This window comes from Nocardioides potassii (assembly GCF_021648885.1).
GTDB lineage: Bacteria > Actinomycetota > Actinomycetes > Propionibacteriales > Nocardioidaceae > Nocardioides > Nocardioides potassii.
Genome location: NZ_JAKJHZ010000005.1, coordinates 177,667 through 203,761, shown reverse-complemented (window position 1 = coordinate 203,761; position 26,095 = coordinate 177,667). Strand labels below are relative to the sequence as shown.

Genomic DNA, 26,095 nt, shown 5'->3' with positions numbered 1-26,095 from the left:
ACCAATGTGACGCGCGACCACGGTAACAAGTTGTCTAGACCGCTCGTAAGGGTGTGCCTGTCAGGCGAGCTTCTCCAGGACCAGCTCACGCACCCGGGCGGCGTCCGCCTGTCCGCGCATCTCCTTCATCACCGCGCCGATGAGGGCACCCGCTGCGGCGTGCTTGCCGTCGCGGATCTTCTCGGCCACGTCGGGGTTCTCCGCGATCGCCTTGTCGACCGCCGCGCCCAGTGCACCGTCGTCGGAGACCACGGCCAGGCCGCGGCTCGCGACGACCTCGTCGGGGGAGCCCTCGCCGGCGAGCACGCCCTCGATGACCTGGCGGGCGAGCTTGTCGTTGACGGTCTTCTCGTCGACCAGCGCCTGCACGCGAGCCACGTCGGCTGGGGTGATCGGCAGGTCGACCAGGTCGACGCCGTCCTCGTTGCTGCGCCGGGCGAGCTCGCCCAGCCACCACTTGCGGGCGGCCTGGGGCGTCGCCCCGGCGGCGATGGTCTCCTCCACCAGGCCGAGCGCGCCGGCGCCGATGGTGTCGCGCATGTCGAGGTCGCTGAACCCCCACTCCTCCTGCAGGCGCGCACGGCGGGCGGTCGGGTTCTCCGGCAGGGTGCCCCGCAGCTCCTCGACCCACTCGCGGCTCGGGGCGACCGGCACCAGGTCCGGCTCGGGGAAGTAGCGGTAGTCCTCCGCGTCGGACTTCTCGCGACCGCTCGTGGTGATCCCGGTGTCCTCGTGCCAGTGACGCGTCTCCTGGAGGATGGAGCCGCCACCGCTGAGGACGGCCGCGTGCCGCTGCATCTCGTAGCGCACCGCACGCTCGACGGACCGGAACGAGTTGACGTTCTTGGTCTCCGTGCGCGTGCCGAGCGTTCCGCTGCCCTTCGGCGACAGCGAGAGATTGACGTCGGCGCGCAGGTTGCCCTGGTCCATCCGGGCCTCGGAGACCCCGAGCGCGACGATCAGCTCGCGGAGCTGGGAGACATAGGCCTTCGCGACCTCGGGAGCCTTCTCGCCCGCGCCGAGGATCGGGCGGGTGACGATCTCGATCAGCGGGATCCCCGCGCGGTTGTAGTCGACGAGCGAGTGGTCGGCACCGTGGATGCGGCCGGTCGCGCCGCCGACGTGCAGCGACTTCCCGGTGTCCTCCTCCATGTGGGCACGCTCGATCTCGACCCGGAAGGTCTCGCCGTCCACGTCGACGTCCATCCAGCCGTCGAACGCGATCGGCTCGTCGTACTGCGAGGTCTGGAAGTTCTTCGGCATGTCCGGGTAGAAGTAGTTCTTCCGCGCGAAGCGGCACCACTCGGCGATCTCGCAGTTGAGCGCCAGCCCGATCCGGATCGCGGACTCCACGGCCTTGCCGTTGACCACCGGCATCGCGCCGGGCAGGCCGAGGCAGGTCGGGCAGGTGCCGGCGTTGGGCTCGCCGCCGAAGGTGGCCGGGCAACCGCAGAACATCTTCGAGGCGGTGTTGAGCTCGACGTGGACCTCGAGCCCCAGCGCGGGGTCGAAGGCGGCCAGCACGTCGTCGTACGGCATCAGGGCAGTGTCGTTGGTCGGGGAGGTCATGCCTGGTCCTCGGTCGTCGTGGCGGAGCCCAGGGTGGGCGCCCGGTCGAGCAGGGGGCCGCCCCACTCGTCGGAGAGGAGCCTCTCCAGCGCGGCACCGACCCGGTAGACGCGGTCGTCGGCGAGCGCGGGGGCGAGCACCTGGAGGCCGGTGGGCAGCGAGTCCTCGTCGTCGAGGCCGTTGGGGACGGAGATCCCCGGTACGCCGGCGAGGTTGGCCGGGATGGTGGCGAGGTCGTTGAGGTACATCGCGATCGGGTCGTCGAGCTTCTCCCCCAGCCGGAACGCCGTCGTGGGCGCCGTCGGCGAGACCAGCACGTCGACGCGCTCGAAGGCAGCGTCGAAGTCGCGGCTGATGAGGGTGCGGATCTTCTGCGCCTGGCCGTAGTAGGCGTCGTAGTAGCCGCTGGACAGCGCGTAGGTGCCGAGGATGATGCGGCGCTTGACCTCGTCGCCGAAGCCGGCGTCGCGGGTGGCGCGCATGACCTCCTCGGCCGACGGGTCGCCGTCGGGCGTGACACGGAGGCCGTAGCGCATCGCGTCGAACTTCGCGAGGTTGCTCGACGCCTCCGCCGGCAGGATCAGGTAGTAGGCCGCGAGCGCGTGCACGAAGGAGGGGCAGGAGACCTCGACGACCTCGGCGCCGGCCTTGACCATCAGCTCGACCGACTCGGTGAAGCGGGCCATCACACCCGGCTGCCAGCCGTCGCCCTGCATCTCGGTGATCACCCCGACCTTCAGGCCGGCGAGGTCTCCCGACGCGCCCTGCGTGGCGGCCTCGGTGAAGGACGGCCAGTCCTGCTTGATGGAGGTCGAGTCGCGCAGGTCGTGGCCGCCGATGACGTCGTGGAGCATCGCGGCGTCGAGGACCGTGCGGCTCACGGGGCCGGCCTGGTCGAGGCTGTTGGCGAGCGCGACGAGGCCGTAGCGGGACACCCCGCCGTAGGTCGGCTTCACGCCGACGGTGCCGGTGACGGCGCCGGGCTGGCGGATCGACCCGCCCGTGTCGGTGCCGATGGCAAGCGGGGCCTCGTAGGCCGCGACGGACGCGGCCGAGCCGCCACCCGAGCCGCCCGGGATGCGGTCGAGGTCCCACGGGTTGTGGGTCGGCCCGTAGGCCGAGTGCTCGGTGGAGGAGCCCATCGCGAACTCGTCCATGTTGGTCTTGCCGAGGATCGGCAGGCCGGCGACCCGGAGCCGCTGGACGACGGTGGCGTCGTAGGGCGGCACCCAGCCCTCGAGGATCTTCGACCCGCAGGTGGTGGCGAGTCCGCGCGTGGCGAGCACGTCCTTCACCGCGATCGGTACGCCGTCGAGCGGGCCACGAGCCTCACCGCGCGAGCGGCGGGCGTCGGACTCGGCGGCCTGCGCGAGGGCGCCGTCGCGGTCGACCTGCAGGAACGCGTGGACGTCCCCGTCGACCTCGGCGATCCGGTCGAGGTGCGCCTCGGTCAGCTCGACGGACGTGACCTCACCCGCGGCGAGGTCGTCGGCGAGGGCGGCGGCGGTGCGGCGTACGAGCGACATCAGGCCTCCTCACCCAGGATCCGCGGGACGGAGAAGCGCTGCTCCTCCACGGCGGGCGCGCCCGAGAGCGCCTCCTCGGCAGTCAGGCCGGGGACGACGACGTCCTCGCGGAAGACGTTGGTCAGCGGGATCGCGTGCGAGGTGGGCGGCACGTCGTCACCGGCCACGCCGGTGATCGAGGCGACCGACTCGAGGATCACGCTCAGCTGGGGGGCGAGGTGGTCGAGCTCGTCGTCGGAGAGGTCGATGCGGGCGAGGGTGGCCAGGTGGGCCACCTCCTCGCGGGTGATCTCGGGCATGCGGTCAATCCTAGGAGAGCGCCGACCCACCGCCGTCGGCGGGAACGTCGCGTGGGCGGCCGGGCCAGCGGTTGACCGCGAAGACGCCTGCGCACACCAGCGCCGTACCGGCGACGAGCGGCCACCCCAGCTCCTCGTCGAGGAGCGCCCAGCCCAGCACCACGGCCACCACCGGGACGAGGAAGATGCTGACCGCGACCCTGCCCACCTCGCCGGTCGTCACCAGGTGCATCCAGAGCAGCCACGCGAGTGCCGTGCCGACGAGTGTCGTCCACGCGATCCCGACACCGACGCGCGGCGTGAGGTCGATCCCGTCCGTCCCCACGACCGCGGCGGCGACGGCGAGCAGCGCCCCACCCGCGACCAGCGGCAGCGCCACGGCCCAGAGCGGCTCGATGCGCGAGGCGGTTCGCTTGACGGTGATGGTCCCGAGCGACCAGCACACCGCGGTCGCGACGCCCAGCGCGACGCCGTACGACGACACCTCGCCCTCGTGCCGGAGCGAGACCACCGCGACGCCGGCGAACGCCGTGAGCGCGCCGAGCACGCGCGCCGGTCCGAGCGGGTCCCCGAGGAGCGGGCGCGCGAGGAGGACCGTCACGACGGGCTGGAGGTAGAGCAGGAGCGAGGCGTAACCGGAGTCGAGGTGGTCGATGGCGAGCACCTGCAGGCCGAAGAATCCGATCACGTTGAGCAGCGTGAGGGCGGCGTACGGCCCGAGGTTGCCGCGCAGCTTGAGGCGTCGTCCCGCCCCAGCGGCGACCAGCGCGAGCAGCGCGCCACCGACAAGGCACCGGGTGGCCGCCAGGACCAGCGGCGGGCAGCCCTCGAGGGCGACCTTGATCGAGGTGAACGTCGAGCCCCAGGCCACGATCAGGAGCGCCGTCACGAGAAGCCGGGTCCGCACCCCCACAGGATGTCAGGCGCCCGCGGCACCTCAGGGGTGACCCAGCGTCGCCGGTCGACCACTAGTCTCCGGTCACCATCGACGACGGGGGTTTGAGATGACGCTGGTCCACGAGACCGACGTGGAGGGGGTCCGCACCTTCTGGGTGGACTCGGGGCGGCCCACGCTGGCCGCCACCTTGATGTTCCGTGCCGGGATGGCCGACGAGCGTCTCACCACGTCGGGCTGGCTCCACCTCCTCGAGCACCTCGCGCTGCACGGGCTGCCCCGCGGCACGCTCGCGGTCAACGGTTCGGTGGGCGTGCTGAGCACGACGTTCAGCATGCACGGGCCTCCCGATCAGGTCGTGGCCGCGCTCGCCCAGGTGACGCGCCGCCTCGCGGACCCCGACCTCGACGAGCTCGAGCGCGAACGTCGCGTCCTGACGGCCGAGTCCGCCACCCGCGGAGGTCCGGTGCAGCGGGCGATGGGCATGCGCTACGGCGCCCAGGGGCCTGGGCTCGTGTCCTACGACGACGTCGCGCTGGGCCGCGCCGATGCGGCGTCGCTCATCGAGCTCTCGCGCAGTGCCTTCGCGAGCGGCAACGGGACCCTCGCCCTCGACGGGCCGCCGCCCGAGGGGCTGGAGCTGGCACTCCCGGAGGGCCCGACGTGGCCCGAGCGCGGGGCGCAGGTGATGGAGCAGCCGCGGACGGCGTACGTCGAGCCGGCGGGCCTGGTCCTGTCCGGCACCGTCGAGCGGACGCCGTACAGCGCGCTCGTCCCCGTAGTCGTCGAGGACGCCCTCCGACGCAGGCTCCGCGACCAGGACGGTGCCGCGTACGCGCCGTACTCGCTCTACGAGCCGGTGGACGCCGACCGCGCGGTCGTGCTCGCCGGCAGCGACGTCAGCCCGGCGACCCACGAGACCCTGCTCCGCACGGTCCTCGAGCTGGCCGACACCCTGGCGGCCGACGGTCCGGAGCCCCAGTCGCTTGCGGACATCACCGCGGCGATGCGGCAGGGCTTCACCGACCCCTACAACGTCGGGTTCCTCTCGCACCGCGCGGCCGCGCAGGCGCTCCGGGGGCGTCCGCTCGAACAGCTCGACGAGCTGCTCGCCGAGCTGGACGCGGTGAGCCCGGAGACCCTGGTGCCCGGCCTGGCGACGTTCCACGACACGTTGATGGTGGGAGCGCCTTCCGGCACCCACGAGCACCCCGCCCTCAGCATGGTCGAGCAGCCCCAGGTGACCGCCCTGCGCAAGGGCGTCCGCAGCGTCAACTGGCCCGCCGACGCCTCGCGCATGCACCTCGTCGACAGGGTGCTCGTCGTCGGCAACGACCGGTCCGCCGTGCAGTACCCCGTCGACGACCTCGCCGGCTACCTCACCTGGGAGGACGGCGCGCGCGGCCTGGTGCTGGCCGACGGCTGGTCCTTCAGCATCGTCCCGGCCGCGTGGTCGGGCGGGACCGACTACGTGGCCAGGCTCGACCAGCTGGTGCCCCGCGAGCTCCACCTGCCCCAGCCGCGCACAACGGCGCCCGAGCCACCGCCACGACACGGCCTCGTCGCGCGCTGGTCCGGGGGCCTGAGGCGTACGACGTCGGCGCGGGCGGCTCGGGCGCTCGCCCTCCTGCTCTGGTTGCTCGTCGCGGCCGTCGTCGTGTCGGTCATGGTGGCGCTCGCCGTCTACTACCCGCCGGGGCTCGCCCCGGCGGTCGTCGGTCTCCTGGTCGGACTGTGGACCAGCCGCAGGAAGGACGGGGCCTGACGGGACGGCCCGGGCTCGACAAGCGGCCCGGTCAGCAGCTCGAGCGCTTCTCCGCGGACGTGCAGGTGTCGTTGCCGCCACGCCCGCGGGCGATGTCGAAGCCCTTGCCGCCGTCGAGGCGGTCGGGCTCGTCGGAGCCGGTCATGACGTCAGCGCCGCCGCGACCGTAGATGAGCACCCGGTAGTCGGGGTCGGCGGTGATGATCTCCGAGTCGTTGCTGCCCTTGAAGATCGACAGGGCGCGGGCCGGCAGGACGACGTCGCTGAAGCCCGTGATCCTGCCCTCCAGCGTGAACGGCTGGAGGTCGCGGATGGTCGTCTTCTTCAGCTGGTCGATGCGGAGCGTGGGCTTGAGGGCGGGGTTCGAGCTGGCGACGATGCGCAGCTTGTCCTGGCCGCCGTAGCCCTTGGCGACGAAACCCGACTCCGCCGGGATCGGGAAGGTCATCGTGTCGCTGCCGCTGCCACCGCGCCAGACCTGGTGACTCTCGGAGGTGGTGCGCAGGTCGTCGCTGCCGCTGCCGCCGACGAACGTGTCGATCCCGACGACGCCCAGGAGCTGGTCGTCGCCCGCGTCGCCGTAGAGCCGGTCGTTGCCGACCGTGCCCGAGGTGTCGGCACTCAGGACGTCGTCGCCGCCACGGCCGAAGATCGTGTCGTCGCCGCCGCGACCGGCGATCACGTCGCGCTTGTTGGTGCCCTTGACGGTGTCGTTGAACAGGCTCCCGACCACGCGGATGCCGCCGTCGAAGCCGGCGACCGTGTCGCTGCCCTCCGCGGCGATCGGCACCACCCGGGCGGTCTGGAAGTCGACCACGACGGGAGCCGGGGCGTTGAGGTAGGACACCCCGTCGAGCTCGACGACCGTCCCGGCCGTCGCCGGGCGCGGGTCGTAGCCGAGGTCGATGATGTCGTTGCCCAGCCCGCCGGAGACGGTGTCGCCCTTCTTGATCGTGCGGCCGTAGGGATCGAGCCGGAGCCCGTCGCTCTCCCCGTAGAGCCGGTCGTCGCCCTCGCCGCCCAGGATGCGGTCAGCGCCGTCGCCGCCGCAGATCACGTCGTTGCCGGCGAGCCCGCGGATCGTGTCGTTGCCACCGCGCGCGGCGATGACGTCGCGCTTGGGCGTGCCGGTGATCGAGTTGGCCTTGTCGTTGCCGACGATCGTGGCCTTCAGGCCACCGCAGGTGACGGCGGCGGCCTGGGCGGTCGGGGCGATCGCGAGCGGCGCCGCGAGGCCGGCGGCCGCGATGAGCACAGAGGCAAGAGAACGGGTGAGGCGCATGCTGACTCCCAGGGACTAGTCGTTCAGGTGCTTGTGGCCCCCGCCGGGAGATCCCAAACCTGCGCCGCTCACCCCAGGCCGTCCGGTCCCTTCTCGAAGAGCACGACGAACTGCTCCTCGTCGAGGATCCGGACACCGAGCTGCTCGGCCTTGTCGGCCTTCGTCCCGGCGTTCTCACCGACGACGACGTAGTCGGTCTTCTTCGACACCGAGCCCGAGGCCTTGCCGCCCCGACTGATGATCGCCTCCTTGACGGAGTCGCGCGTGTAGCCCTGCAGGCCGCCGGTGACCACGACGGTGAGGCCCTCGAGGGTGCGCTCGACCGACTCGTCGCGCTCGTCCGCCATCACGACGCCTGCCTGCGCCCAGGCGTCGACGATGGCGTTGTGCCACCCCGCCTCGGGGCCGTCGAACCACTCGCGGACCGACGCGGCGATGGTCGGGCCGACTCCTTCCGTCGCGGCCAGCTCCTCCTCGGACGCCTCGCGCACGGCCGTCATCGACGCGAGCTCCGTCGCGAGCGCCCGCGCCGCCGTCGGCCCGACGTGGCGGATCGACAGCGCGACCAGCACCCGCCAGAGCGGCACGGCGGTCTTGCGCTCGTGCAGGTTGGCCAGCAGCCGTACGCCGTTGGCGCTGAGCTGCGGTCCTTCCTCGCCCTTCTTGGGGGCCCGCGTGAACAGCGGCGCGGTGAGCAGCTTGGCCTCGTCGAGGTCGAAGAGGTCGCCCTCGTTGGTGATCGCGCCCGCGTCGAGCAGCGCGACGGCGGCCTCGTAGCCCAGGCCCTCGATGTCGAAGGCGCCACGCCCGGCGACGTGGAAGACGCGCTCGCGCACCTGCGCCGGGCACCGCTCGTGGTTGGGGCACCGGAGGTCCTTGTCGCCCTCCTTCTGCTGGGCGAGGGCGGTCCCGCACGCGGGGCACGACGTGGGCATCCTCCACGGCCTGAGCCCCTTCGGCCGCAGCGCGAGCACGGGGCCGAGGATCTCCGGGATCACGTCGCCGGCCTTGCGCAGGATGACCGTGTCGCCCGGCCGGACGTCCTTGCGCTTCACCTCGTGGGCGTTGTGGAGCGTCGCGTTCTCCACGGTCGACCCGGCGACCTTGGTCGGCTCCATGACGCCGTAGGGGGTCACCCGGCCCGTGCGTCCGACGTTGACCTCGATCGACTTGAGAAGGGTGTTGACCTCCTCTGGCGGGTACTTGAACGCGATCGCCCACCGGGGCGCGCGGCTCGTGGAACCGAGGCGGCGCTGCAGCGAGACGTCGTCGACCTTGACGACGAGGCCGTCGATCTCGTAGCCGACGATCGTGTGGCGGTGCTCGCCGACGTGGGCGATCCGCTCCTCCACGGCCTCGAGCGACGGCACGACGCGAACCTCGTCGGACGTCGGCAGGCCCCACGCGCGCAGGGCGTCGTACGCCCCGCTCTGGGTCGCCGGCTCGAAGCCCTCGCGGGCACCGATGCCGTGGCACACCATGCCCAGGTCACGCGTCGCGGTGACCTTGGGGTCCTTCTGGCGCAGGGACCCCGCGGCGGCGTTGCGCGGATTGGCGAACATCGGCTTGCCGGCGTCGACCATCGACGCGTTGAGCCTCTCGAACGCCTCGACGGGCAGGAACACCTCACCGCGCACCTCGACCAGCGCGGGCACGGGGTGATCGTCGGTGCCGGTGAGCCGGTGCGGGACGGACGCGATCGTCTTGACGTTGGGCGTGACGTCCTCACCCGTGCGGCCGTCGCCGCGGGTCAGTGCGCGGACCAGGCGACCGTCCTCGTAGAGCAGGTTGATCGCGAGGCCGTCGACCTTCAGCTCGCAGAGCAGCTCAGGTGCCTCGATCCCCTCGCGGAGGATCCGGGAGTACCACGCGGCGAGCTCCTCGGAGGAGAAGGCGTTGTCGAGGGACTCCATCCGCTGCAGGTGGTCGACCGCGGTGAACTCGGTAGAGACCGCGCCGCCGACCTTCTGCGTCGGCGAGTCGGGCGTGCGCAGCTCGGCGTAGGACTCCTCGAGCGCCTCGAGCTCGCGCAGGCGGACGTCGAAGTCGGCGTCCGAGAGCGTGGGGTCGTCGAGCACGTAGTAGCGCCAGCGCGCGTCGTCCACCTGCTCGCTCAGCTCACGGTGTCGCTCGCGCGCCTCGGGCGGAGCGGAGGCGACAGCAGCGGCGGGTTCAGAGGCGGGCTCGCTGGGCGTGCTCATGCGCACAGTCTGCCGGTCGGCACCGACACCCGGCAGCCACCCTCGACCCGACGTACGGCGGCACCGGTCTGGACCGGATGAAACGCGTTTGTTCCATCGGAATACACCGGCCTACGGTGCAGTTGACGGAACGAAACCGTTTCGTTTCATCGTGACCACCGTCACTCCGCCCACGACCGGGAAGGACGCATGACCCCCACCGAGACCGCCACCCGCCCTCGCGTCGAGGGCGAGCGCGAGCTGCAGATCCTCGAGGCCACCCTCGAGGTGCTCGACGAGGTCGGCTACGACCTTCTCACCATGGACGCCGTCGCCACCCGGGCCAAGGCGTCGAAGGCGACGCTCTACCGCCGCTGGAAGGGCAAGCCGGAGCTCGTGGTCGCCGCGATCATGGCGCACAAGGGCGAGACGGTCCTCCCGGACACCGGCAGCCTGCGTGGTGACCTGCTCGCGGCGTACTGCGGCGGCAACGGCGGGCTCGACGACCGGATGGCCCAGTCCGTCCTGTCCGCGGTCGTCACCGCGATGGGCCGCGACCCCGAGTTCGCCGAGGTCTACCGGCGCGACTTCATCGGCCCCAAGGTCGAGGCGTCGCGCGCGATCTACGAGCGTGCTCGCGAGCGCGGTGAGCTCCACCCCGACGTGGACCTCTCGATCCTCGCGCCCGCGCTCGCCGGGATCGTGCTGCACAGGGTGTTCCTGCTCGGCGAGACCGTGACCCCCGAGCTCGTCGGGCGCGTGCTCGACGAGGTGGTCCTGCCCGCCGCACTCAACGGCCCCTGCCCCCGCTCCACCACCTGACCACTGTCGTACCCCCCTGCTCTCATCAGTCCCGCCCCTCTCTGAAGGAAGACCCATGACCGACACCACCAGCACGTCCCCGGAGTCCGGGGCCGCCTCACCGCCCCAGCGCGAGCTCAACCTGACCTGGGCCCTCGTCCTCATCTCGATCGCCCAGCTGATGGTCGTGCTCGACGCGACGATCGCCAACATCGCCCTCCCCTACATCCAGAAGGACCTGGACATCAGCCAGGCCAACCTCCAGTGGGTCGTCACCGGCTACGCCCTGGCGTTCGGAAGCCTGCTGCTGCTCGGCGGGCGCCTGGGCGACCTCTACGGCCGCCGCAAGGTGTTCATGGCGGGTCTCGCGATCTTCGCCGTCGCCTCGCTGCTCGGTGGCCTCGCGACCAACGAGCCCCTGCTGCTCGGCGCCCGCGGCCTGCAGGGCCTCGGTGCGGCGCTCGCCTCGCCCGCGGCGCTGGCCCTCATCACCACCACCTTCCCGGCCGGTCCGGCTCGCAACCGGGCGTTCGCCGTCTACGCCGCGATGTCGGGCGCCGGGGCGGCCGTGGGCCTGATCCTCGGAGGCTGGCTCACCGGCACCTCGCCCGAGGTGTTCGGCGTGGTCGTCGACGGCTGGCGCCTGACGTTCCTCATCAACGTGCCGATCGGCCTGGTCTCGGCGGCCCTCGCGCCCCGCTTCCTCAACGAGTCCGAGTCGCACCCCGGTCAGCTCGACCTCCCCGGTGCCGTCACCGGCACCCTGGGTCTCCTCGGCGTGGTCTACGGCCTGTCCCGCGCGGGCACCGAGGGCTGGGGTGACGGCCTCACCATCGCGAGCCTGGTCGCTGGTGTCATCGTCCTGGTGCTGTTCGGCGTCATCGAGAGCCGGGTCGAGCACCCCCTCCTCCCCTTCCGCATCTTCACCAACCGCACCCGTGCGTCGAGCTTCGTGGCGATGTTCCTCGCGCCGGCTGCGATGTTCGCGATGTTCTACTTCCTCAGCCAGTACATCCAGAACGTCATGGGCTACAGCCCGCTGAAGGCAGGCGTCGCGTTCCTCCCGTTCACGGTGGGCATCGTCGTGGGTGCGGGACTGGCGTCCAACCTCGTCAGCCGCATCGACCCCCGCTTCATCTCCGGGGTCGGCACCCTGTTCGCCGCCGGCGCGCTGTTCGGCTTCTCCACGCTGCCCTACGACACGACGTTCCCGGCACAGGAGGTGACGGGCACCTACGTCACCGACATCCTGCCCTTCATCGTCATGATGTCCTTCGGCATGGGCCTGACCTTCGTCCCCGTGACGCTGACCGCCGTCCACCACCTCCGGTCGCAGGAGTCGGGCATCGGTTCCGGTGTGCTCAACACCGCCCAGCAGGTCGGCGGCGCGCTCGGCCTGGCGGTGCTCGCCACCGTCGCCACGCAGACCTTCACCGACCGGGGCAAGGAGTTCGCCGAGGCGGGCGCCGCGGCGGCCCAGGCCGGAGGCCCGCAGCCCACGCCCGCGCAGATGGAGCAGATCCAGCTGATCGCCCAGCACCAGATCTTCACCGAGGGCTCCACCCAGGCGTTCCTCGTCGGCGCGTTCCTGATGCTGGCCGCGTCCATCGTGATCTGGGTCTTCCTCAACGTCCCGCACGAGGAGCTCGCGACCGACGGCCCGGAGGGTGTCGTCGCGCACTGATCCGCCAGAGCACCTGACGAGGGAGGATCTCCGGGCGACGGAGGTCCTCCCTCGTCGCACCTGTCCCGCACACCTGTCCCCCGCACCACGTCCCATCCGGGCGGGCGCCCGCGCCGAAGGAGTCACGTGAGCGAGCCGACCCTGTCGACGTACGACGCCCCGGAGCACCCCCGGGCGATGGTGCTGGTCCTGCACGGCGGGAAGCCGCGCTCGAGGCAGTCGGTCGACGGTCGCAGCGCCTCGTGGCGCCGGGCGTCCTGGCTGGCGCGCGAGGTCGCGCCGCGCGCGCACGAGGTGGGGGCGGGCGTGTGGCTGGTCCGCTACCGCCGGCGCGGCTGGAACGGCGGTGCCGACGCGGTGGCCGACGCGCGGTGGGCGCTCGACCGGGTACGAGCCGTGCACGGCGACGTGCCCGTCGTGCTCCTGGGCCACTCGATGGGCGCGCGCGTCGCCGTCCACGCAGCCGACGACCCCTCGGTCGTCGGTGTCGTCGGGCTCGCCCCGTGGTGGTCCGCCGAGGACCCCGTCGCCACCCTGGCCGGGCGCACGCTGCGTGCCGCGCACGGGCGGCGCGACCGCATCACCTCGTTCCGCGAGACCAGCCGCTACGTCGAGCGCGCCCGGTCGGTGGCCGACAGTGCCGAGCTGCGCGACATGGGCGCCCTCGGCCACTACATGCTCAGCGGTTCAGGTCGCTGGCACGACGTGGCGACCGCCTCGGTGCTCGAGGTCCTCGACGCGCACGTTGCTTCCCGCTGACTGATCAGCTCCGCTGGGCGGTGGTCAGAGGTTGCGGGCGACCGTCGCGGAGAGGCGTACGGCGCGGGCGGCCCACGCCGGGGTCGCGCCGGCCAGCCCGCAGGTCGGGGTGACGACGAGGTGCTCGCCCGCGGTCTCCGGGTCGAGGCCGAGCATGTCCAGCCACCGCTGCACGCGCTCGACGAGCCGCGCGTCCGACGGCGCCGTGGCCTGGTCGGTCGACGGCACGATGCCGAGCGCGGTCGTCCGACCCGCCTCGACCGCTTCGGCGAACGTGTCGAGGTCCGCGGGGCCGAGCATGTCGAGGTCGGCGGACAGCCCGGCCACCCCGGTGCCGGCGACCATCGACCATGGCGTCTGCGGCGCGCAGGAGTGCAGCCACGCCTCGGCACCGGCGTCGGTCACGGCCTCGACGACCCACTCGAGGTGGGCCGACGCCTCGGGCAGGTCGATCGTGCGGTGCCGGCCGTAGCCGCTGGAGGTGGGGACGCGGCCCGCGACCACAGCGGCCAACGCAGGCTCGTCGAGCTGGACGACCCAGCGGTCGACGCCGTCGATCCGCCGGCGGAGGTCGGCCAGATGGACTCGCAGACCCTCGGCCAGTGACTGGGCGAGCTCTCGGCGGGCGCCGTGGTCGCTGAGCACCTTGTCGCCGCGTGGCTTCTCGACGGTCGCGGCGAGCGTCCACGGACCGGTGACCTGCGTCTTGAAGGTCCCCGTGTAGCCCCGGGCCAGCTCCTCCACGGTGTCCAGGTCCTGCGCGAGGAGCGACCGGGCCCGCCGGTGGTCGATGCCGCTGGAGTCCGTCAGCCGCCAGCCGGCGGGCTGGAGGTCGGCGGCGAGCCCGTCTGCGACGGCCAGTGCGCGGCCGGTCATGCCCGCGGTGACTCCGCGACCGGGCAGCTCGGGCACGTGCGGCAGGTCGGAGAGCTCGCCCAGCACGAGGCGCACGGCCTCCGCGTAGGCGGTGTCGGTGGTGCCGGGCAGCGAGCCGATCCCGGTGGCGGTGCTCATGCGGTGGCGACGGGCCGCGTGGCCGAGATGGTGGCGGAGCCGACGACGCGCGTGCCGTCGTAGATGACCGCGGCCTGCCCCGGCGCGATGCCCTCGGCCGGGTCGTGGAGGTCGATGGCGACCCGGTCGCCGTCGCCGTCGACGACGACCGTCGCCCGGTGCTCCCGGCCGTGGGCGCGCAGCTGCACCGTGCCGTCCACGCGCTCGGGGACGGTGCCGCACCAGCGCGGCCGGATGCCCTCGACGTGGTCGACCGCGAGGCGCTCGCGCGGGCCGACCGTGACGGTCCCGGTGACCGGCTCGATGTCGAGCACGAATCGCGGCTTGCCGTCGGCGGCCGGGACCCCGAGCCGGAGGCCGCGTCGCTGGCCGATCGTGAACGCGTAGGTGCCGGTGTGGCTGCCGACCCGCTCCCCCGTCGCGGCGTCGACGATGTCGCCGCCGTGGTTGGGCGCTCGGTCGCCGAGCTTCTCGCGCAGCCAGCCGGCGTTGTCCCCGTCGGCGACGAAGCAGATGTCGTGGGAGTCGGGCTTGTCGGCGACCAGGAGGCCGCGCGCCTGAGCCTCGCGACGCACCGACGGCTTGTCGGTGTCACCGAGCGGGAAGAGCGAGTGCCGCAGCTGGGTCTGGTCGAGCACGCCGAGCACGTAGGACTGGTCCTTGCCGTGGTCCTCGGCGCGGTGCATCTCGATCAGCCCGTCGGCACCCGTGCGCAGCTGGGCGTAGTGGCCGGTGGCGACCGCGTCGAAGCCCAGTGCGAGGGCGCGGTCGAGGACGGCGGCGAACTTGATCTTCTCGTTGCACCTGAGGCACGGGTTGGGCGTGCGCCCGGCGGCGTACTCGTCCATGAAGTCCTCGACCACGTCCTCGTGGAAGCGCTCCGAGAGGTCCCACACGTAGAACGGGATGCCGATGACGTCCGCAGCACGACGCGCGTCGTTGCTGTCCTCGATCGTGCAGCACCCCCGGGCCCCCGAGCGGTACGACGCCGGGTTGCGGCTGAGCGCGAGGTGCACACCCGTCACCTCGTGCCCGGCCTCCACGGCACGGGCGGCGGCGACGGCGGAGTCCACCCCGCCGGACATCGCGGCGACGACCTTCATGCCTGAGACCCCAGCACCCTCACCGCGCACGGGCCGCCCGCGCCCGCTCGACGACGGGACCGATGGCCTCGACGAGGGCGTCGATGTCGGAGGGCGTGGTGGTGTGGCCGAGCGAGAAGCGCAACGAGTGGCGCGCCTGGTCCGCGTCGCAGCCCATCGCCAGCAGGACGTGCGACGGCTGCGGCACGCCGGCGGAGCACGCCGACCCGGTCGAGCACTCGATGCCGCGGGCGTCGAGGAGCATCAGGAGGGAGTCGCCCTCGCACCCGGGGAACCCGAGGTGCGCGTTGCCGGGGAGCCGGCCGGGGCCGGACGGGGTACCGTGGAGGTGGGCGTCGGGGACGACCTCGATCACGCGCCGCACCAGGTCGTCGCGGAGCTCGGCGACCCGGATCGCGTGCTCGTGCTGCGCCTTCACCGACGCCTCGACCGCTGCGGCGAGGCCGGCGATCGCGGGTACGTCGAGGGTGCCGCTGCGGATGTCGCGCTCCTGCCCGCCGCCGTGCACCAGCGCGCTGACCGGCAGGTCACGTCGTACGACGAGCGCACCCACGCCGTAGGGACCGCCGACCTTGTGGCCGGTGAAGGTCAGCGCGTCGACACCGGAGTCGGCGAAGTCGACGGGCACCTGGCCGAGCGCCTGGACCGCGTCCGTGTGCACCGGGATCCGGTGCTCGCGTGCGATCGCGACGACCTCGTCGAGCGGCTGGAGCGATCCGACCTCGTTGTTGGCCCACATCACCGAGATCAGCCCGACGGACTCGGGGTCCCGGGCCACCGACTCCCGCAGGGCCTCGACGTCGAGCACTCCCTGGGCGGACACCTGCAGCAGCTCGACGTCGGCGTGGTCGTAGGTGCCCAGCCAGTGCAGCGGGTCGAGCACCGCGTGGTGCTCGATGGACGTCGACAGGATGCGCGTACGACGCGGGTCCTCGGCGCGGCGTGCCCAGAAGATGCCCTTGAGCGCGAGGTTGTCGGACTCGGTGCCGCCGGAGGTGAACACGACGTCCCCGGGGCGGGCGCCGATGGCCCCCGCGATGGTCTCGCGGGACTCCTCGACGACCCTGCGAGCACCGCGACCGGAGGCGTGGAGCGAGCTCGCGTTGCCCACCCCGGACAGCTGGCGTGTCATCGCCTCGACGGCGACCGGCAGCATGGGCGTGGTCGCGGCGTGGTCGAGGTAGACGAGCGGCTGGGTCATGACCTGCCAAGCGTACGGGGCGACCGTGGCGAACCCACTCCCGACGACCAGCGTCGCGCTTATGATCCGCGCCATGCGCACTTCGCGGGGGACGGCGTCAGCCGCGCTTGCCTGCCTCCTGCTGCTCCCGCTGTCGGGCTGCCAGTCCGCGGACGACGGCACCCAGCCAGCGTCAGGGGCTGCTGGCCTCCCGTCGAGGTCCGATCCGCCGGCAGGTATGGACGAGTCGCTCCGCGACGCCGCCCTGGCACTGATCGACGCGCGGGAGGAGGCCCTGGTCGACGGTGACCGCGAGGCCTTCCTCTCGACGGTCGACCCCGACGAGCTCACCTTCTCCGCGACCCAGGCGCGATGGTTCGACAACCTGGCACAGCTGCCGGTGACCGACGTGTCCTACGAGCTGGGCGACGAGAGCGTGATGACCCAGGTCTCCGGTGCCGGTGACCTCCAGCTCCCCGTCGACTTCACGATGCGGCTCGACGGGTTCGACCGCCGACCGGTGACGCAGCAGATGGTGTGGACCTTCACGCGTGACGGCGACGACGCCCTGCTGGCCGATGACCGCAACACCCAGATCGACGCGAGGACGGGGTGGACGCCGGCACCGTGGGACCTGGTGCGCATCGAGGTGCGGCGCGAGGGCGGCATCCTCGGGATCTTCGACGAGGACACCGAGCAGCACGCCGACTACGTGATGAGCGACCTCGCCGCGGCGAGCGAGGCGGTCCGCGCGCGCCTGCCCCGGTGGAACGGCAGGTTCGTCGCGTACGGCATCGCCGACACCTCGGCGATCGACGAGATGAGCGCGATGACGGTCGAGAACACCGCCGGCGTGGCCTTCCCGGTGCTCGCGAAGGTGGGCGGCCCCGTCGCGGCCTACCGCTTCGCCGTCAACCCGACCGTGGTGGGCGACGTCCTCGGGCGCAGCCTCGTCTTCCGCCACGAGATCGTGCACGTCGCGTTCGGAGCCTCGGACGACCGGTCCCCCACCTGGCTCGTCGAGGGGATCGCCGAGTACCTGGCCCGGACGACGTACCCGGTCGACGAGCGCCGCCGGATCTCGGCGTACGCGCTCGGTGGCGCGCAGCCCCGCACGCTCGAGCCCACCCGACGGTTCTACTCACGTGACGCCGCCGCGAACTACGAGCTCGCCGCCCTGGTCTGCGACTACGTCGCCACCACCCGCGGCGAGGACGCCCTGTGGAGCCTGGTCCGCACGTTCCAGACCGAGGACTTCGGCATGTGGGCGGCGACCGAGGGCGTCGTGCGGCGGGAGCTCGGGTCGTCGACGCGCGAGCTCAGCCGGCAGGCGCTGGCGTGGGCTCGCGCGGCCTGAGTCAGGCCATCCGCGCCAGCCACGCGTGGTCCGGGTAGAGCCGGCTCACCGACTCGCGCAGCCAGGCGCGGGCGTCCCCGCCCAGCAGCGGCCAGGTGACCGCGAGGTCGCGGTCGTCCTTCGGGCGGTGCAGCGCCGCCTTGTAGAGCAGCGTGATCTCCGGCCGGAGGTAGCGGATGCCCGACTCCGCGAGCCAGGTGACGTCCTCGATGGGCGCCACGTGGTCGGGGTCGCGCTTGCTGGTCCACAGCCCGTCGCGATCCGGTGTGATCGGCAGGTCGACCACCCACGGGTCGGCGGCGCTGCGCCGGATCCACACCTGGCTGCTGGTGTCGAGCACCTCGGGGAACCGGTCGTTGAACGGCCGCAGCGTCCCGCCGTGGTTGCTCCACAGGTTCCAGCGGTCGCCGATGTGGGCACGGAAGGCGTCGAGGTCGCAGGCGAGCAGGGTCAGGTCGACGTCCTCGTGCTCGCGTGCCGCGCCGGTGAAGGCCTCGATCGACCAGCCGCCGACGATCCACCAGGGCCGGTCGAAGCCGCTCATCAGATCGGCCACCCCGGCCGGGTCGAGCGGCGCCCACGGGCCGTACCAGCGGAAGAACTCCTCGTCCTCCGCGACCTCCTCGGGCGTGCGGTGCAGCGGCTCGCGGGCGGTCATGGCCCGACGCTAGCGCCGATCCGCGTCACTCGGTGGCAGGGTGGCGCCGTGCACGAGCCTGCCGACTACGACTGCCCGTTCTGCCGTCTCCAGCGTGGCAGGCACGACGAGCACAACCAGCCAGGCGACGTGGTGGCGGTGACCGACCTCGCGTTCGCCCGCATCTCGCCGCGGTGGTGGCCAGCCAACGAGGGCGCCGTGCTGGTGATCCCGCGCGCGCACCACGAGAACCTCTACGACCTGCCTCCAGCCGCCGGTCATGCCGTCTGGGACCTGACTCAGCAGGTCGCGGTCGCCATGCGGTCGTCGTACGACTGCGCGGGCACGTCGACGCGGCAGCACAACGAGCCGGCCGGTGGGCAGGACGTCTGGCACCTCCACGTCCACGTCTTCCCCCGCCACGACGGCGACCGCCTCTACGAGCGCCATGCCGAGAACCGCTGGGCCTCGCCGGCGGAGCGAGAGCCGTACGCCGAGCGGCTCGCCGCGGCGCTCGACCTCCCGCGCACCTTCGGCTGAGGCAGGATCGCCACATGGACTTCCAGCAGATGCAGGAACGCGCCCGCGCGATCCGGGCGCGGTACGCCGAGGTGGAGGCGACGAGCTACGGACGCTCGTGGACGACCGAGGAGATCATGCTCGGCTTCCTCGGCTGGTGCAGGGCAAGGCGGGCGTGCGTCCCCGTGACGACCTCGACGAGGCGCTCGCCCACGAGCTCGCCGACTGCCTCTGGAGCGTGCTGACGCTGGCCGACTCCTACGGCGTCGACCTGCAGGGCGCCTTCACCGCCACGATGGACGAGCTGGAGCAGGTCCTGTCCGAGGAGGGTTGACCCGCCTGACCGCTTCGATGGATGTCCACTCGAGCGGGTGGAAGTTCATCTCGAGGTCCGTGCACGTCGTCGCGCAGCGGGTTCTGGCACCTAGAGCAGGACGAGGTCGTCGCGGTGGATGACCTCGCGCTCGTAGGCCGCTCCGAGCGCGGCCTTCAGCTCGCTCGTCGAGCGCCCGAGCAGGGTGGGCAGCTCGTCGGCGTCGAAGTTCACCAGGCCTCGGGCGACGACGGTGCCGTCGGGGTCCAGCACGTCGACCGCGTCGCCGGCCACGAACGTGCCGCCTACACCCGTGATCCCGGCTGCGAGCAGCGACGCCCTGCGCTCGACCACGGCGCGTACGGCGCCGGCGTCGAGGGTCAGCGTGCCCTGGCCCGACGTGGCGTGCGCCAGCCACAGCAACCGGGTCGGTCGCCGCTTGCCGGTCGCCGCGAAGAGGGTGCCGACCTCCGAACCCGCGAGCGCGGCTGCTGCCTGGTCCGCCGAGGTCAGTACGACGTCGATGCCGGCGCCGGTCGCGATCCGCGCCGCGTCGACCTTGGTCGTCATCCCGCCGGTGCCGACGCCCGAGGCGCCGGTCGTGCCGATGGTGATGCCCACGAGGTCGTCCTCGGAGCGGACCACGGGCACCAGCGTCGACCCCTCACGGCTGGGCGGGCCGTCGTAGAGGCCGTCGACGTCGGAGAGCAGGACGAGCAGGTCGGCGTGCACGAGGTGGGCGACCAGCGCGGCGAGGCGGTCGTTGTCGCCGAAGCGGATCTCGGAGGTCGCGACCGTGTCGTTCTCGTTGACGATGGGCACGACGCCGAGCTCCAGCAGCTTGGCGAAGGTCTGGTGGGCGTTGCGGTAGTGCGCGCGCCGGGTCACGTCGTCGACGGTGAGGAGCACCTGACCGGTGACGATCCCGTGACGGGCGAACTCCTCCTGGTATCGGTGGGCGAGCAGCCCCTGGCCGACCGAGGCGGCGGCCTGCTGGGCGGCGAGCGAGCGGGGGCGCGTGGTCAGCCCGAGCGGCGCCAGCCCGGCGGCGATCGCGCCGGAGGAGACGAGCACGACCTCGGCGCTGGCTCCCCGGGCGGCCGCGAGGACCTCGACGAGGCGTCGTACACGCGCGGGGTCGATGCCGCCCTCGGCGGTCGTCAGCGACGACGAGCCGACCTTGACGACGATGCGCCGGGCGTCGGCAACGAGCCTCGCGCGGTCGCTCACTCCTCGCCGTCCCAGTCGGGGTCGTCCTTCGTGCCGATCTCGTAGGCCATCGGGCCGACACCCGAGCTGCCGGAGCTGCGGTTGGGACCCTTCTTCGCCTGCCGACGCTCCTCGTCGAGGCGTCGGGCGACGTCGGCGCGAGCCTCCTCCTCGGCCTTGGTCTCCATCCCCTCGGCGATCTCGCGGCGGCGCTCGCGGGCCGGACGGGTCTCGCGGAGGCGCTCGTCCTCACCGCGGCGCCCGAGCATCTCGGCACCGGCCTGGACGCTGGGCTTGAAGTCGAAGACGACCGAGTTGGTCTCGGGCCCGATGAGGACGGCGTCGCCCTCCTGTGCGCCCATCTCGATCAGCTTGTCCTCGACCCCCATCCGGTTGAGCCGGTCGGCGAGGAAGCCCACGGCCTCCTCGTTGCTGAAGTCGGTCTGGCGCACCCAGCGCTCGGGCTTGGTGCCGCGCACGCGCCACCCGTCGTCGGTGGCGACGACCTCGAAGTCGGCCCCGCCGTCCACGGCCCGCGGGCGGAGCACGATGCGCTGCGGCTCGGCCTCGGGCGCGTCCTCGCGGGACGCCTCGACGATCTCGGCCATCGCGAAGGTCAGCTCGCGCAGACCGGCTCCGGACGCGGCGCTGACCTGGAACACCCGCAGCCCGCGGCCGCGCAGCTCCTCGACGACCATGTCGGCGATGTCCTGGCCGTCGGGAACGTCCACCTTGTTGAGCGCGACCAGCCGCGGCCGGTCCTCGAGTCCGCCGTAGCGGGCGAGCTCGCCCTCGATGACGTCGAGGTCGTCGACCGGGTTGCGGCCCGGCTCGATCGAGGCGGTGTCGATGACGTGCACCAGCGCGGCGCAGCGCTCGATGTGCCGCAGGAAGTCGTGCCCGAGGCCACGGCCCTCCGCCGCTCCCTCGATCAGGCCGGGCACGTCGGCGACCACGAACGTCGTCTCGCCTGCGGTGACGACGCCGAGGTTGGGGACGAGGGTGGTGAAGGGGTAGTCGGCGATCTTGGGCCGCGCCCGCGACATCGCGGCGATGAGCGAGGACTTGCCGGCACTCGGGAACCCGACCAGTCCGATGTCGGCGACGACCTTGAGCTCGAGGCGTACGACGAGCTCGTCGCCCGGCTCGCCGAGCAGGGCGAAACCGGGGGCCTTGCGCTTCGACGAGGCGAGGGCGGCGTTGCCGAGCCCGCCGCGACCACCGGCGGCGACGACGAGCGTCGTGCCGTGGCCGACCAGGTCGGCCAGCACGGTGCCGTCGGCGTCCTTCACGAGCGTGCCGTCGGGGACGGGGAGGACCAGGTCCTTGCCGTTGCCGCCGTTCTTGTGGTCACCGGCGCCCTGGCCGCCGTTGTCGGCCTTGCGCTTGGGGCTGTGGTGGTAGTCGACGAGGGTCGTCACGCTCGTGTCGACCTCGAGGATGATCGATCCGCCCTGGCCGCCGTTGCCGCCGTCGGGGCCGCCGAGCGGCTTGAACTTCTCGCGCTTGACCGACGCCACGCCGTTGCCGCCCCGTCCCGCTGCGAGGTGCAGCGTCACCTGGTCGATGAAGCTCGGGATGGCCATGGGGGTCCTGTCGGTGGTCGGGAAAAGCACGAGAGGGCGCCCCGGCCGGGACGCCCTCTCGCAGAAGTGCTCAGTGTCGCGGTGACGTCACTCGCCGGGGACGATGTTGACGACCTTGCGACCGCGGCGGGTGCCGAACTCGACGGCGCCGGCCTGCAGGGCGAAGAGGGTGTCGTCGCCGCCACGGCCCACGCCGGTGCCCGGGTGGAAGTGCGTGCCGCGCTGGCGCACGATGATCTCGCCGGCGCCGACGACCTGGCCGCCGAAGCGCTTCACGCCCAGGCGCTGGGCGTTGGAGTCACGGCCGTTCTTGGTGCTCGCAGCACCCTTCTTGTGAGCCATTGTTCAGTCCTTCGGGAGAGAGCGACCTCGAGCGGGAGCTCAGAGGGAGATGTCGGTGACCTTGACCTGGGTGTACTTCTGGCGGTGACCCTGGCGCTTCTTGTAGCCGGTCTTGTTCTTGTACTTCTGGATGATGATCTTCGGGCCCTTGGTGCGACCGGTGACCTCGACGGTCACGCTGGCCTTGTCGAGGCCCGTCGCGGTGACCTTGTCGCCATCGACGACCATCACCACGGGAAGGGTGAGGGTGTCGCCGGCCGCGCCCATCGCGTCGATCTCGATGACGTCGCCCACGGCAACCTTCTGCTGCTTGCTGCCACTGCGCACGACTGCGTACACGGCGAGTCACTCTCCTCGATACAGGACTTCAGGTGGATATCTGCTGGTTCTCGGTCTGCGCACGCCCTTGCCCGTGGGACGGCGCCATCACATCGGCTGCCCTTGGAAGGCGCTGGCGGCCGCGGGGCGGGCGCGCAGAGGGTGGTGTGACTGGCACACCGAGGGTCAAGACTACGGGATCGGACACCAGCGCCGCAAAACGACGGCGAGACGACCGTCGGCCCGAGCGATCAGCGCTTGCGCGAGCCCTTCTTCTTGATCGGGACGTGCTCGACGTGGGGGGCCTCGGCCGCCGGCTCGGCGGCGTCCGCGGCCTGCTCGCCGGGCTCGACACCTGCCGTGCCCGGTTCCACGGCACCCGAGTCCGGGAGCGTCCCGGCGACACCCGTGGTCGGCGTCGCGGGCAGGGCCGGCGGGCCCGCGGGGCGGCTGGCCGCACGGCGGCGCGTACGCGTCACCACCCGCGGCTTCTCGTCCTCGACGGGTGCCTCGGCGGGCGCCTCGACGGGTGCCTCGGCGGGTGCCTCGGCGGGTGCCTCGGCGGGTGCCTCGGCGGGCGCCTCGACGGGTGCCTCGGCGGGTGCCTCGGCGGGTGCCTCGGCGGGTGCCTCGGCGGGTGCCTCGGCGGGTGCCTCGGCGGGTGCCTCGGCGGGTGCCTCGTCGACCGGCGGTGCCTCGGCAACCGAATCCTCAGCGGGATCGGTCGCCTGCTCACCGCTCGTCGGCTCGTCGGCGGCCGGAGATGCCTCGGCAACCGTCTCCTCCACCGATTCGGTTGCCTGCTCGCCGCTCGTCGGCTCGTCGTCCGCGGGCTTCTCGTGGCGGGCCATCGCGGCGACGTCCTTCGGCGACGGCGCGTGTCCTCCGTTGCCGTTCGTGGAGCCGTTCGAGCCACCGTTCGAGCCACCGTTGGCGGTGTCCTCGCCGGCCCCCCGACGGCCTCGGCGACGACCGCTGCGACGGCCCTCGCCCTCGGCGGGAGCGGCGTCGGGGTCGACGGGCTCGTCCTTGATGACCACGCCGCGGCCGTGGCAGTGCTCGCAGTTCTCGCTGAACGACTCGAGCAGGCCCGTGCCGATCCGCTTGCGGGTCATCTGCACCAGTCCGAGGGACGTGACCTCGGCGACCTGGTGGCGGGTGCGGTCACGGCCCAGGCACTCGACGAGCCGACGCACGACGAGGTCCCGGTTGGACTCCAGCACCATGTCGATGAAGTCGACGACGATGATGCCGCCGATGTCGCGCAGCCGGAGCTGGCGCACGATCTCCTCGGCCGCCTCGAGATTGTTCTTGGTGACCGTCTCCTCGAGGTTGCCCCCGGAGCCGGTGAACTTGCCGGTGTTGACGTCGACGACCGTCATCGCCTCGGTGCGGTCGATGATCAGGGAGCCGCCCGACGGCAGCCACACCTTGCGGTCGAGGCCCTTCTTGATCTGCTCGTCGATGCGGTAGGTCGAGAACACGTCGCCGGCGCCGTTGCGCTGGTACCTCTCGACCCGCTCCGACAGGTCGGGCGCCACCGAGTCGACGTACGCGTGGACGGTGTCCCAGGCGTCGTCACCCTCGATGACGAGCTTGGCGAAGTCCTCGGTGAACAGGTCGCGGACGACCTTGAGGGTCAGGTCGGGCTCCCCGTAGAGGAGCTGCGGGCCGGAGCCCTTGTTGCCGGCCTTCTTCTCGATGTCCTCCCAGCGCGCCTTGAGCCGCTCGACGTCGCGGGTCAGCTCCTCCTCGCTGGCGCCCTCCGCCGCGGTGCGCACGATGACGCCGGCGGTGTCGGGGACGATCTCCTTGAGGAGGGTCTTGAGGCGGTTGCGCTCGGTGTCGGGCAGCTTGCGCGAGATGCCGGACGTCGTGCCGTCCGGCACGTAGACGAGGAACCGGCCGGCCAGGCTGACCTGGCTGGTGAGGCGGGCGCCCTTGTGGCCGATCGGGTCCTTGGTGACCTGGACGAGCACCATCTGGCCGCTCGAGAGGACCGACTCGATCTTGCGGGGCTGCCCCTCCTTGTGGCCGAGCGCGGTCCAGTTGACCTCACCGGCGTAGAGGACCGCGTTGCGCCCCTTGCCGATGTCGACGAACGCGGCCTCCATCGAGGGCAGGACGTTCTGCACGCGGCCGAGGTAGACGTTGCCGATCAGCGAGGTCTGCGACTCGCGGGCGACGTAGTGCTCCACGAGCACCTTGTCCTCGAGGACGGCGATCTGGGTGAGGTCCTTGCGCTGGCGGATCACCATGACCCGCTCGACCGACTCGCGGCGGGCGAGGAACTCGGCCTCGCTCACGATGGGCGCGCGGCGGCGACCGGCCTCGCGGCCCTCCCGGCGACGCTGCTTCTTCGCCTCGAGGCGGGTGGAGCCGGAGACGGCGGTGATCTGGTCCTCGGCGGAGCGGGTCTTGCGGACGCGGGTGACGGTGTTGGGGGCGTCGTCGTCCGATCCGCCCTCGTCGCCGGCGCGACGGCGGCGCCGACGGCGGCGCGAGGAGCCCTCGCCGTTGCCCTCGCCCGCGTCACCGGACCCCGAGTCGTCGCCGGAGGCTGCCTTGTCGGTGCCCGCGTCGTGGGCGTCGTCGCCCGAGGACTCGTCGGCGGAGTCGGTGGACTCGGCGCCGTCACCACCCTTGCGCCGGCGGCGACCGCCTCGGCGGCGCCGGCGGCGGGCGCCGGTGCCGGACTCGTCGTCGGTCTCGTCCGACGCGTCGGCGTCGTCGCCCGACCCGGCGTCGGTCTCGGAGGCCGGCTGGTCGTCGACCGCTTCCTCGGCAGTGATCTCGAGGGTGGCCTCGGCAGTGACCTCGGTGTCGGCGGCGCCGTCCTCGACCGGCGCCGCGGCCTTCTTCGAGGCCGACTTCTTGCGCGAGGACTTCTTGGCGGCAGCCTTCTTCGCCGGAGGAGTCTCCTCGACCTCCTCGACCTCCTCGGACTCCTCGTCCTCGGCGGCGGGGTCGACCTCGACGGGGGTGGGCTCGGCCTTCTTGCGCGTACGGCGGGTGGTGGTCGCGACCGGGGCCGGGGCTTGGAACAGCACGGCGTGGCCGGTCTCGACGGGAGCCTCGCCGTCCTCGGCGACGGACGCCTCGGGGGTCTCGGCAGGCTCGTCGACGGGAGCCGCGACGGCCTTCTTGGCGGTCCGCTTGGCGGCCGTCTTCTTCGCCGGGGTCTTCGCTGCCGTCTTTCGCGCGGCCTTCTTCGCGGGAGGCGTGAGGTCGTCCGGCGACTCCGCGGTCGCGGGCGCCTCGGGGGCCTCGGTGGTCTCGGCCGGCTCGGCAGCGGGCTCGGGGGCAGCCGCACGCTTGGCGGCCGTCTTCCTGGCCGGCGCCTTGCGCGCAGCCTTCTTCGCCGGAGCGGGACCGTCGGTCGCCGCCGACGCGTCGGGGGCGTCAGCGGCCTCCGTGGCACCGGTGGCCTCGGGCGCCTGGGCCGGGGCGGCCGCCTTCCTGGCGGGCGCCTTGCGTGTCCTGCGGGTCACGACGGGAGCTGCGGGGCTTTGTGCGGCGGTCGCTTCCGTGGGCTCGTTCTGGTCGTCCTGGTCGAGCATGGTCGCTCCTCGGGCACCGTCAGGGTGCCGATACGGCGTCCGCCGATCTCGGGTGGCGATCTCGGGGACGCAAAGCTTCAGTGGCGGCGACACCCTCCGCGTGTGTGCGTCTCCGGCGGCCGTCCGTCACCTGCCGCGGTCGCCGGGCCACCCGGGGAGTCGCTCTCACCGACTCCTGTGGCCGCGTCGCGGTCCGG

General features: G+C 72.4%; 22 protein-coding genes. 7 read left to right on the top strand and 15 right to left on the bottom strand.

All coding sequences use genetic code 11. The features are described from left to right. Positions 1-60 precede the first annotated feature (60 nt). The 4 genes from gatB to L2K70_RS05395 are packed head-to-tail and all read right to left on the bottom strand — an operon-like array spanning position 61 to position 4,301. Complete coding sequence (gene gatB / locus L2K70_RS05410; protein ID WP_236400102.1) at positions 61-1,569, bottom strand: Asp-tRNA(Asn)/Glu-tRNA(Gln) amidotransferase subunit GatB; 1,509 nt, start codon at positions 1,567-1,569, stop codon at positions 61-63. Then, the gene (gene gatA / locus L2K70_RS05405; protein ID WP_303645851.1) at positions 1,566-3,095 is read right to left on the bottom strand and encodes an Asp-tRNA(Asn)/Glu-tRNA(Gln) amidotransferase subunit GatA; all 1,530 of its coding nucleotides are present in this window, start codon (positions 3,093-3,095) and stop codon (positions 1,566-1,568) included. Before gatA ends, gatB begins: the two co-directional genes overlap by 4 nt. Then, positions 3,095-3,394, bottom strand: coding sequence for an Asp-tRNA(Asn)/Glu-tRNA(Gln) amidotransferase subunit GatC (gene gatC, locus L2K70_RS05400; RefSeq protein WP_236400099.1), 300 nt, complete (start codon positions 3,392-3,394; stop codon positions 3,095-3,097). Before gatC ends, gatA begins: the two co-directional genes overlap by 1 nt. 10 nt (positions 3,395-3,404) lie before the next feature. After that, a complete protein-coding gene (locus L2K70_RS05395) occupies positions 3,405-4,301 on the bottom strand; it encodes a DMT family transporter (protein WP_236400097.1) in 897 nt (298 codons plus the stop codon). Between the two features lie 97 nt (positions 4,302-4,398). On the opposite strand from L2K70_RS05395, the gene L2K70_RS05390 reads away from it, so the two are divergent. Further along, entirely contained in the window at positions 4,399-6,054 is a 1,656-nt protein-coding gene (locus tag L2K70_RS05390; RefSeq protein WP_236400094.1) for a peptidase M16 family protein, read from the top strand. Positions 6,055-6,085: 31 nt separating this feature from the next. On the opposite strand, the gene L2K70_RS21000 is transcribed toward L2K70_RS05390, so the two are convergent. After that, entirely contained in the window at positions 6,086-7,336 is a 1,251-nt protein-coding gene (locus L2K70_RS21000; protein WP_268930175.1) for a calcium-binding protein, read from the bottom strand. A gap of 68 nt (positions 7,337-7,404) precedes the next feature. Next, a complete protein-coding gene (gene ligA, locus L2K70_RS05370; protein WP_236400091.1) occupies positions 7,405-9,537 on the bottom strand; it encodes an NAD-dependent DNA ligase LigA in 2,133 nt (710 codons plus the stop codon). A gap of 189 nt (positions 9,538-9,726) precedes the next feature. Between ligA and L2K70_RS05365 the strand changes: the two genes are divergently transcribed. From L2K70_RS05365 to L2K70_RS05355, 3 genes are all read left to right on the top strand, one after another. Then, positions 9,727-10,338, top strand: a complete 612-nt coding sequence (locus L2K70_RS05365; protein ID WP_236400088.1) for a TetR/AcrR family transcriptional regulator — start codon at positions 9,727-9,729, stop codon at positions 10,336-10,338. Between the two features lie 55 nt (positions 10,339-10,393). Next, positions 10,394-12,001 (top strand): MFS transporter, encoded by a 1,608-nt coding sequence (locus tag L2K70_RS05360; protein WP_236400084.1) that lies wholly within the window; start codon positions 10,394-10,396, stop codon positions 11,999-12,001. Between the two features lie 126 nt (positions 12,002-12,127). Continuing rightward, positions 12,128-12,760 carry an alpha/beta hydrolase gene (locus tag L2K70_RS05355; protein WP_236400081.1) on the top strand — a complete coding sequence of 211 codons (633 nt, stop codon included), beginning with the start codon at positions 12,128-12,130 and terminating at the stop codon, positions 12,758-12,760. 24 nt (positions 12,761-12,784) lie between these two features. Here the strand turns inward: L2K70_RS05355 and L2K70_RS05350 are convergent, their stop codons facing one another. The 3 genes from L2K70_RS05350 to L2K70_RS05340 are packed head-to-tail and all read right to left on the bottom strand — an operon-like array spanning position 12,785 to position 16,078. Continuing rightward, entirely contained in the window at positions 12,785-13,774 is a 990-nt protein-coding gene (locus L2K70_RS05350) for a methionine synthase (RefSeq protein ID WP_236400078.1), read from the bottom strand. Then, positions 13,771-14,877 (bottom strand): tRNA 2-thiouridine(34) synthase MnmA, encoded by a 1,107-nt coding sequence (gene mnmA / locus L2K70_RS05345; RefSeq protein WP_236400075.1) that lies wholly within the window; start codon positions 14,875-14,877, stop codon positions 13,771-13,773. The genes L2K70_RS05350 and mnmA overlap by 4 nt, the downstream gene beginning before the upstream one ends. A 19-nt stretch (positions 14,878-14,896) precedes the next feature. Continuing rightward, positions 14,897-16,078, bottom strand: a complete 1,182-nt coding sequence (locus L2K70_RS05340) for a cysteine desulfurase family protein (protein ID WP_236400072.1) — start codon at positions 16,076-16,078, stop codon at positions 14,897-14,899. A 73-nt stretch (positions 16,079-16,151) separates the two neighbouring features. Between L2K70_RS05340 and L2K70_RS05335 the strand changes: the two genes are divergently transcribed. Further along, positions 16,152-17,414 carry a hypothetical protein gene (locus L2K70_RS05335; RefSeq protein ID WP_236400070.1) on the top strand — a complete coding sequence of 421 codons (1,263 nt, stop codon included), beginning with the start codon at positions 16,152-16,154 and terminating at the stop codon, positions 17,412-17,414. Between the two features lies 1 nt (position 17,415). Here the strand turns inward: L2K70_RS05335 and L2K70_RS05330 are convergent, their stop codons facing one another. After that, complete coding sequence (locus L2K70_RS05330) at positions 17,416-18,072, bottom strand: nucleotidyltransferase domain-containing protein (RefSeq protein WP_236400068.1); 657 nt, start codon at positions 18,070-18,072, stop codon at positions 17,416-17,418. Positions 18,073-18,120: 48 nt separating this feature from the next. On the opposite strand from L2K70_RS05330, the gene L2K70_RS05325 reads away from it, so the two are divergent. Next, positions 18,121-18,591, top strand: coding sequence for an HIT family protein (locus tag L2K70_RS05325; RefSeq protein WP_236400066.1), 471 nt, complete (start codon positions 18,121-18,123; stop codon positions 18,589-18,591). Positions 18,592-18,727: 136 nt separating this feature from the next. Further along, positions 18,728-18,904: a MazG nucleotide pyrophosphohydrolase domain-containing protein gene (locus L2K70_RS21565; protein ID WP_236400064.1), complete on the top strand. Its 177-nt coding sequence runs from the start codon at positions 18,728-18,730 to the stop codon at positions 18,902-18,904. Positions 18,905-18,994: 90 nt separating this feature from the next. Here the strand turns inward: L2K70_RS21565 and proB are convergent, their stop codons facing one another. From proB to L2K70_RS05295, 5 genes are all read right to left on the bottom strand, one after another. Beyond that, positions 18,995-20,113 (bottom strand): glutamate 5-kinase, encoded by a 1,119-nt coding sequence (proB, locus tag L2K70_RS05315; protein ID WP_236400062.1) that lies wholly within the window; start codon positions 20,111-20,113, stop codon positions 18,995-18,997. After that, positions 20,110-21,678: a GTPase ObgE gene (obgE, locus tag L2K70_RS05310; RefSeq protein WP_236400060.1), complete on the bottom strand. Its 1,569-nt coding sequence runs from the start codon at positions 21,676-21,678 to the stop codon at positions 20,110-20,112. Before obgE ends, proB begins: the two co-directional genes overlap by 4 nt. Before the next feature lie 87 nt (positions 21,679-21,765). After that, entirely contained in the window at positions 21,766-22,020 is a 255-nt protein-coding gene (gene rpmA / locus L2K70_RS05305; protein ID WP_056602771.1) for a 50S ribosomal protein L27, read from the bottom strand. 39 nt (positions 22,021-22,059) lie between these two features. Further along, positions 22,060-22,359 carry a 50S ribosomal protein L21 gene (gene rplU / locus L2K70_RS05300; protein WP_236400058.1) on the bottom strand — a complete coding sequence of 100 codons (300 nt, stop codon included), beginning with the start codon at positions 22,357-22,359 and terminating at the stop codon, positions 22,060-22,062. Between the two features lie 230 nt (positions 22,360-22,589). After that, a complete protein-coding gene (locus tag L2K70_RS05295) occupies positions 22,590-25,898 on the bottom strand; it encodes an Rne/Rng family ribonuclease (protein WP_236400057.1) in 3,309 nt (1,102 codons plus the stop codon). Positions 25,899-26,095: the final 197 nt, after the last annotated feature.

What these genes read in the sequence shown, in the direction of transcription:
- gatC (WP_236400099.1), bottom strand. Translation starts at nt 3,394, where the DNA reads ATGCCCGAGATCACCCGCGAGGAGGTGGCCCACCTGGCCACCCTCGCC.
- gatA (WP_303645851.1), bottom strand. Translation starts at nt 3,095, where the DNA reads ATGTCGCTCGTACGCCGCACCGCCGCCGCCCTCGCCGACGACCTCGCC.
- ligA (WP_236400091.1), bottom strand. Translation starts at nt 9,537, where the DNA reads ATGAGCACGCCCAGCGAGCCCGCCTCTGAACCCGCCGCTGCTGTCGCC.
- L2K70_RS05390 (WP_236400094.1), top strand. Translation starts at nt 4,399, where the DNA reads ATGACGCTGGTCCACGAGACCGACGTGGAGGGGGTCCGCACCTTCTGG.
- L2K70_RS21000 (WP_268930175.1), bottom strand. Translation starts at nt 7,336, where the DNA reads ATGCGCCTCACCCGTTCTCTTGCCTCTGTGCTCATCGCGGCCGCCGGC.
- gatB (WP_236400102.1), bottom strand. Translation starts at nt 1,569, where the DNA reads ATGACCTCCCCGACCAACGACACTGCCCTGATGCCGTACGACGACGTG.
- L2K70_RS05340 (WP_236400072.1), bottom strand. Translation starts at nt 16,078, where the DNA reads ATGACCCAGCCGCTCGTCTACCTCGACCACGCCGCGACCACGCCCATG.
- rpmA (WP_056602771.1), bottom strand. Translation starts at nt 22,020, where the DNA reads ATGGCTCACAAGAAGGGTGCTGCGAGCACCAAGAACGGCCGTGACTCC.
- L2K70_RS05330 (WP_236400068.1), bottom strand. Translation starts at nt 18,072, where the DNA reads ATGACCGCCCGCGAGCCGCTGCACCGCACGCCCGAGGAGGTCGCGGAG.
- L2K70_RS05360 (WP_236400084.1), top strand. Translation starts at nt 10,394, where the DNA reads ATGACCGACACCACCAGCACGTCCCCGGAGTCCGGGGCCGCCTCACCG.
- obgE (WP_236400060.1), bottom strand. Translation starts at nt 21,678, where the DNA reads ATGGCCATCCCGAGCTTCATCGACCAGGTGACGCTGCACCTCGCAGCG.
- L2K70_RS05350 (WP_236400078.1), bottom strand. Translation starts at nt 13,774, where the DNA reads ATGAGCACCGCCACCGGGATCGGCTCGCTGCCCGGCACCACCGACACC.
- L2K70_RS05335 (WP_236400070.1), top strand. Translation starts at nt 16,152, where the DNA reads ATGCGCACTTCGCGGGGGACGGCGTCAGCCGCGCTTGCCTGCCTCCTG.
- mnmA (WP_236400075.1), bottom strand. Translation starts at nt 14,877, where the DNA reads ATGAAGGTCGTCGCCGCGATGTCCGGCGGGGTGGACTCCGCCGTCGCC.
- L2K70_RS05295 (WP_236400057.1), bottom strand. Translation starts at nt 25,898, where the DNA reads ATGCTCGACCAGGACGACCAGAACGAGCCCACGGAAGCGACCGCCGCA.
- L2K70_RS05365 (WP_236400088.1), top strand. Translation starts at nt 9,727, where the DNA reads ATGACCCCCACCGAGACCGCCACCCGCCCTCGCGTCGAGGGCGAGCGC.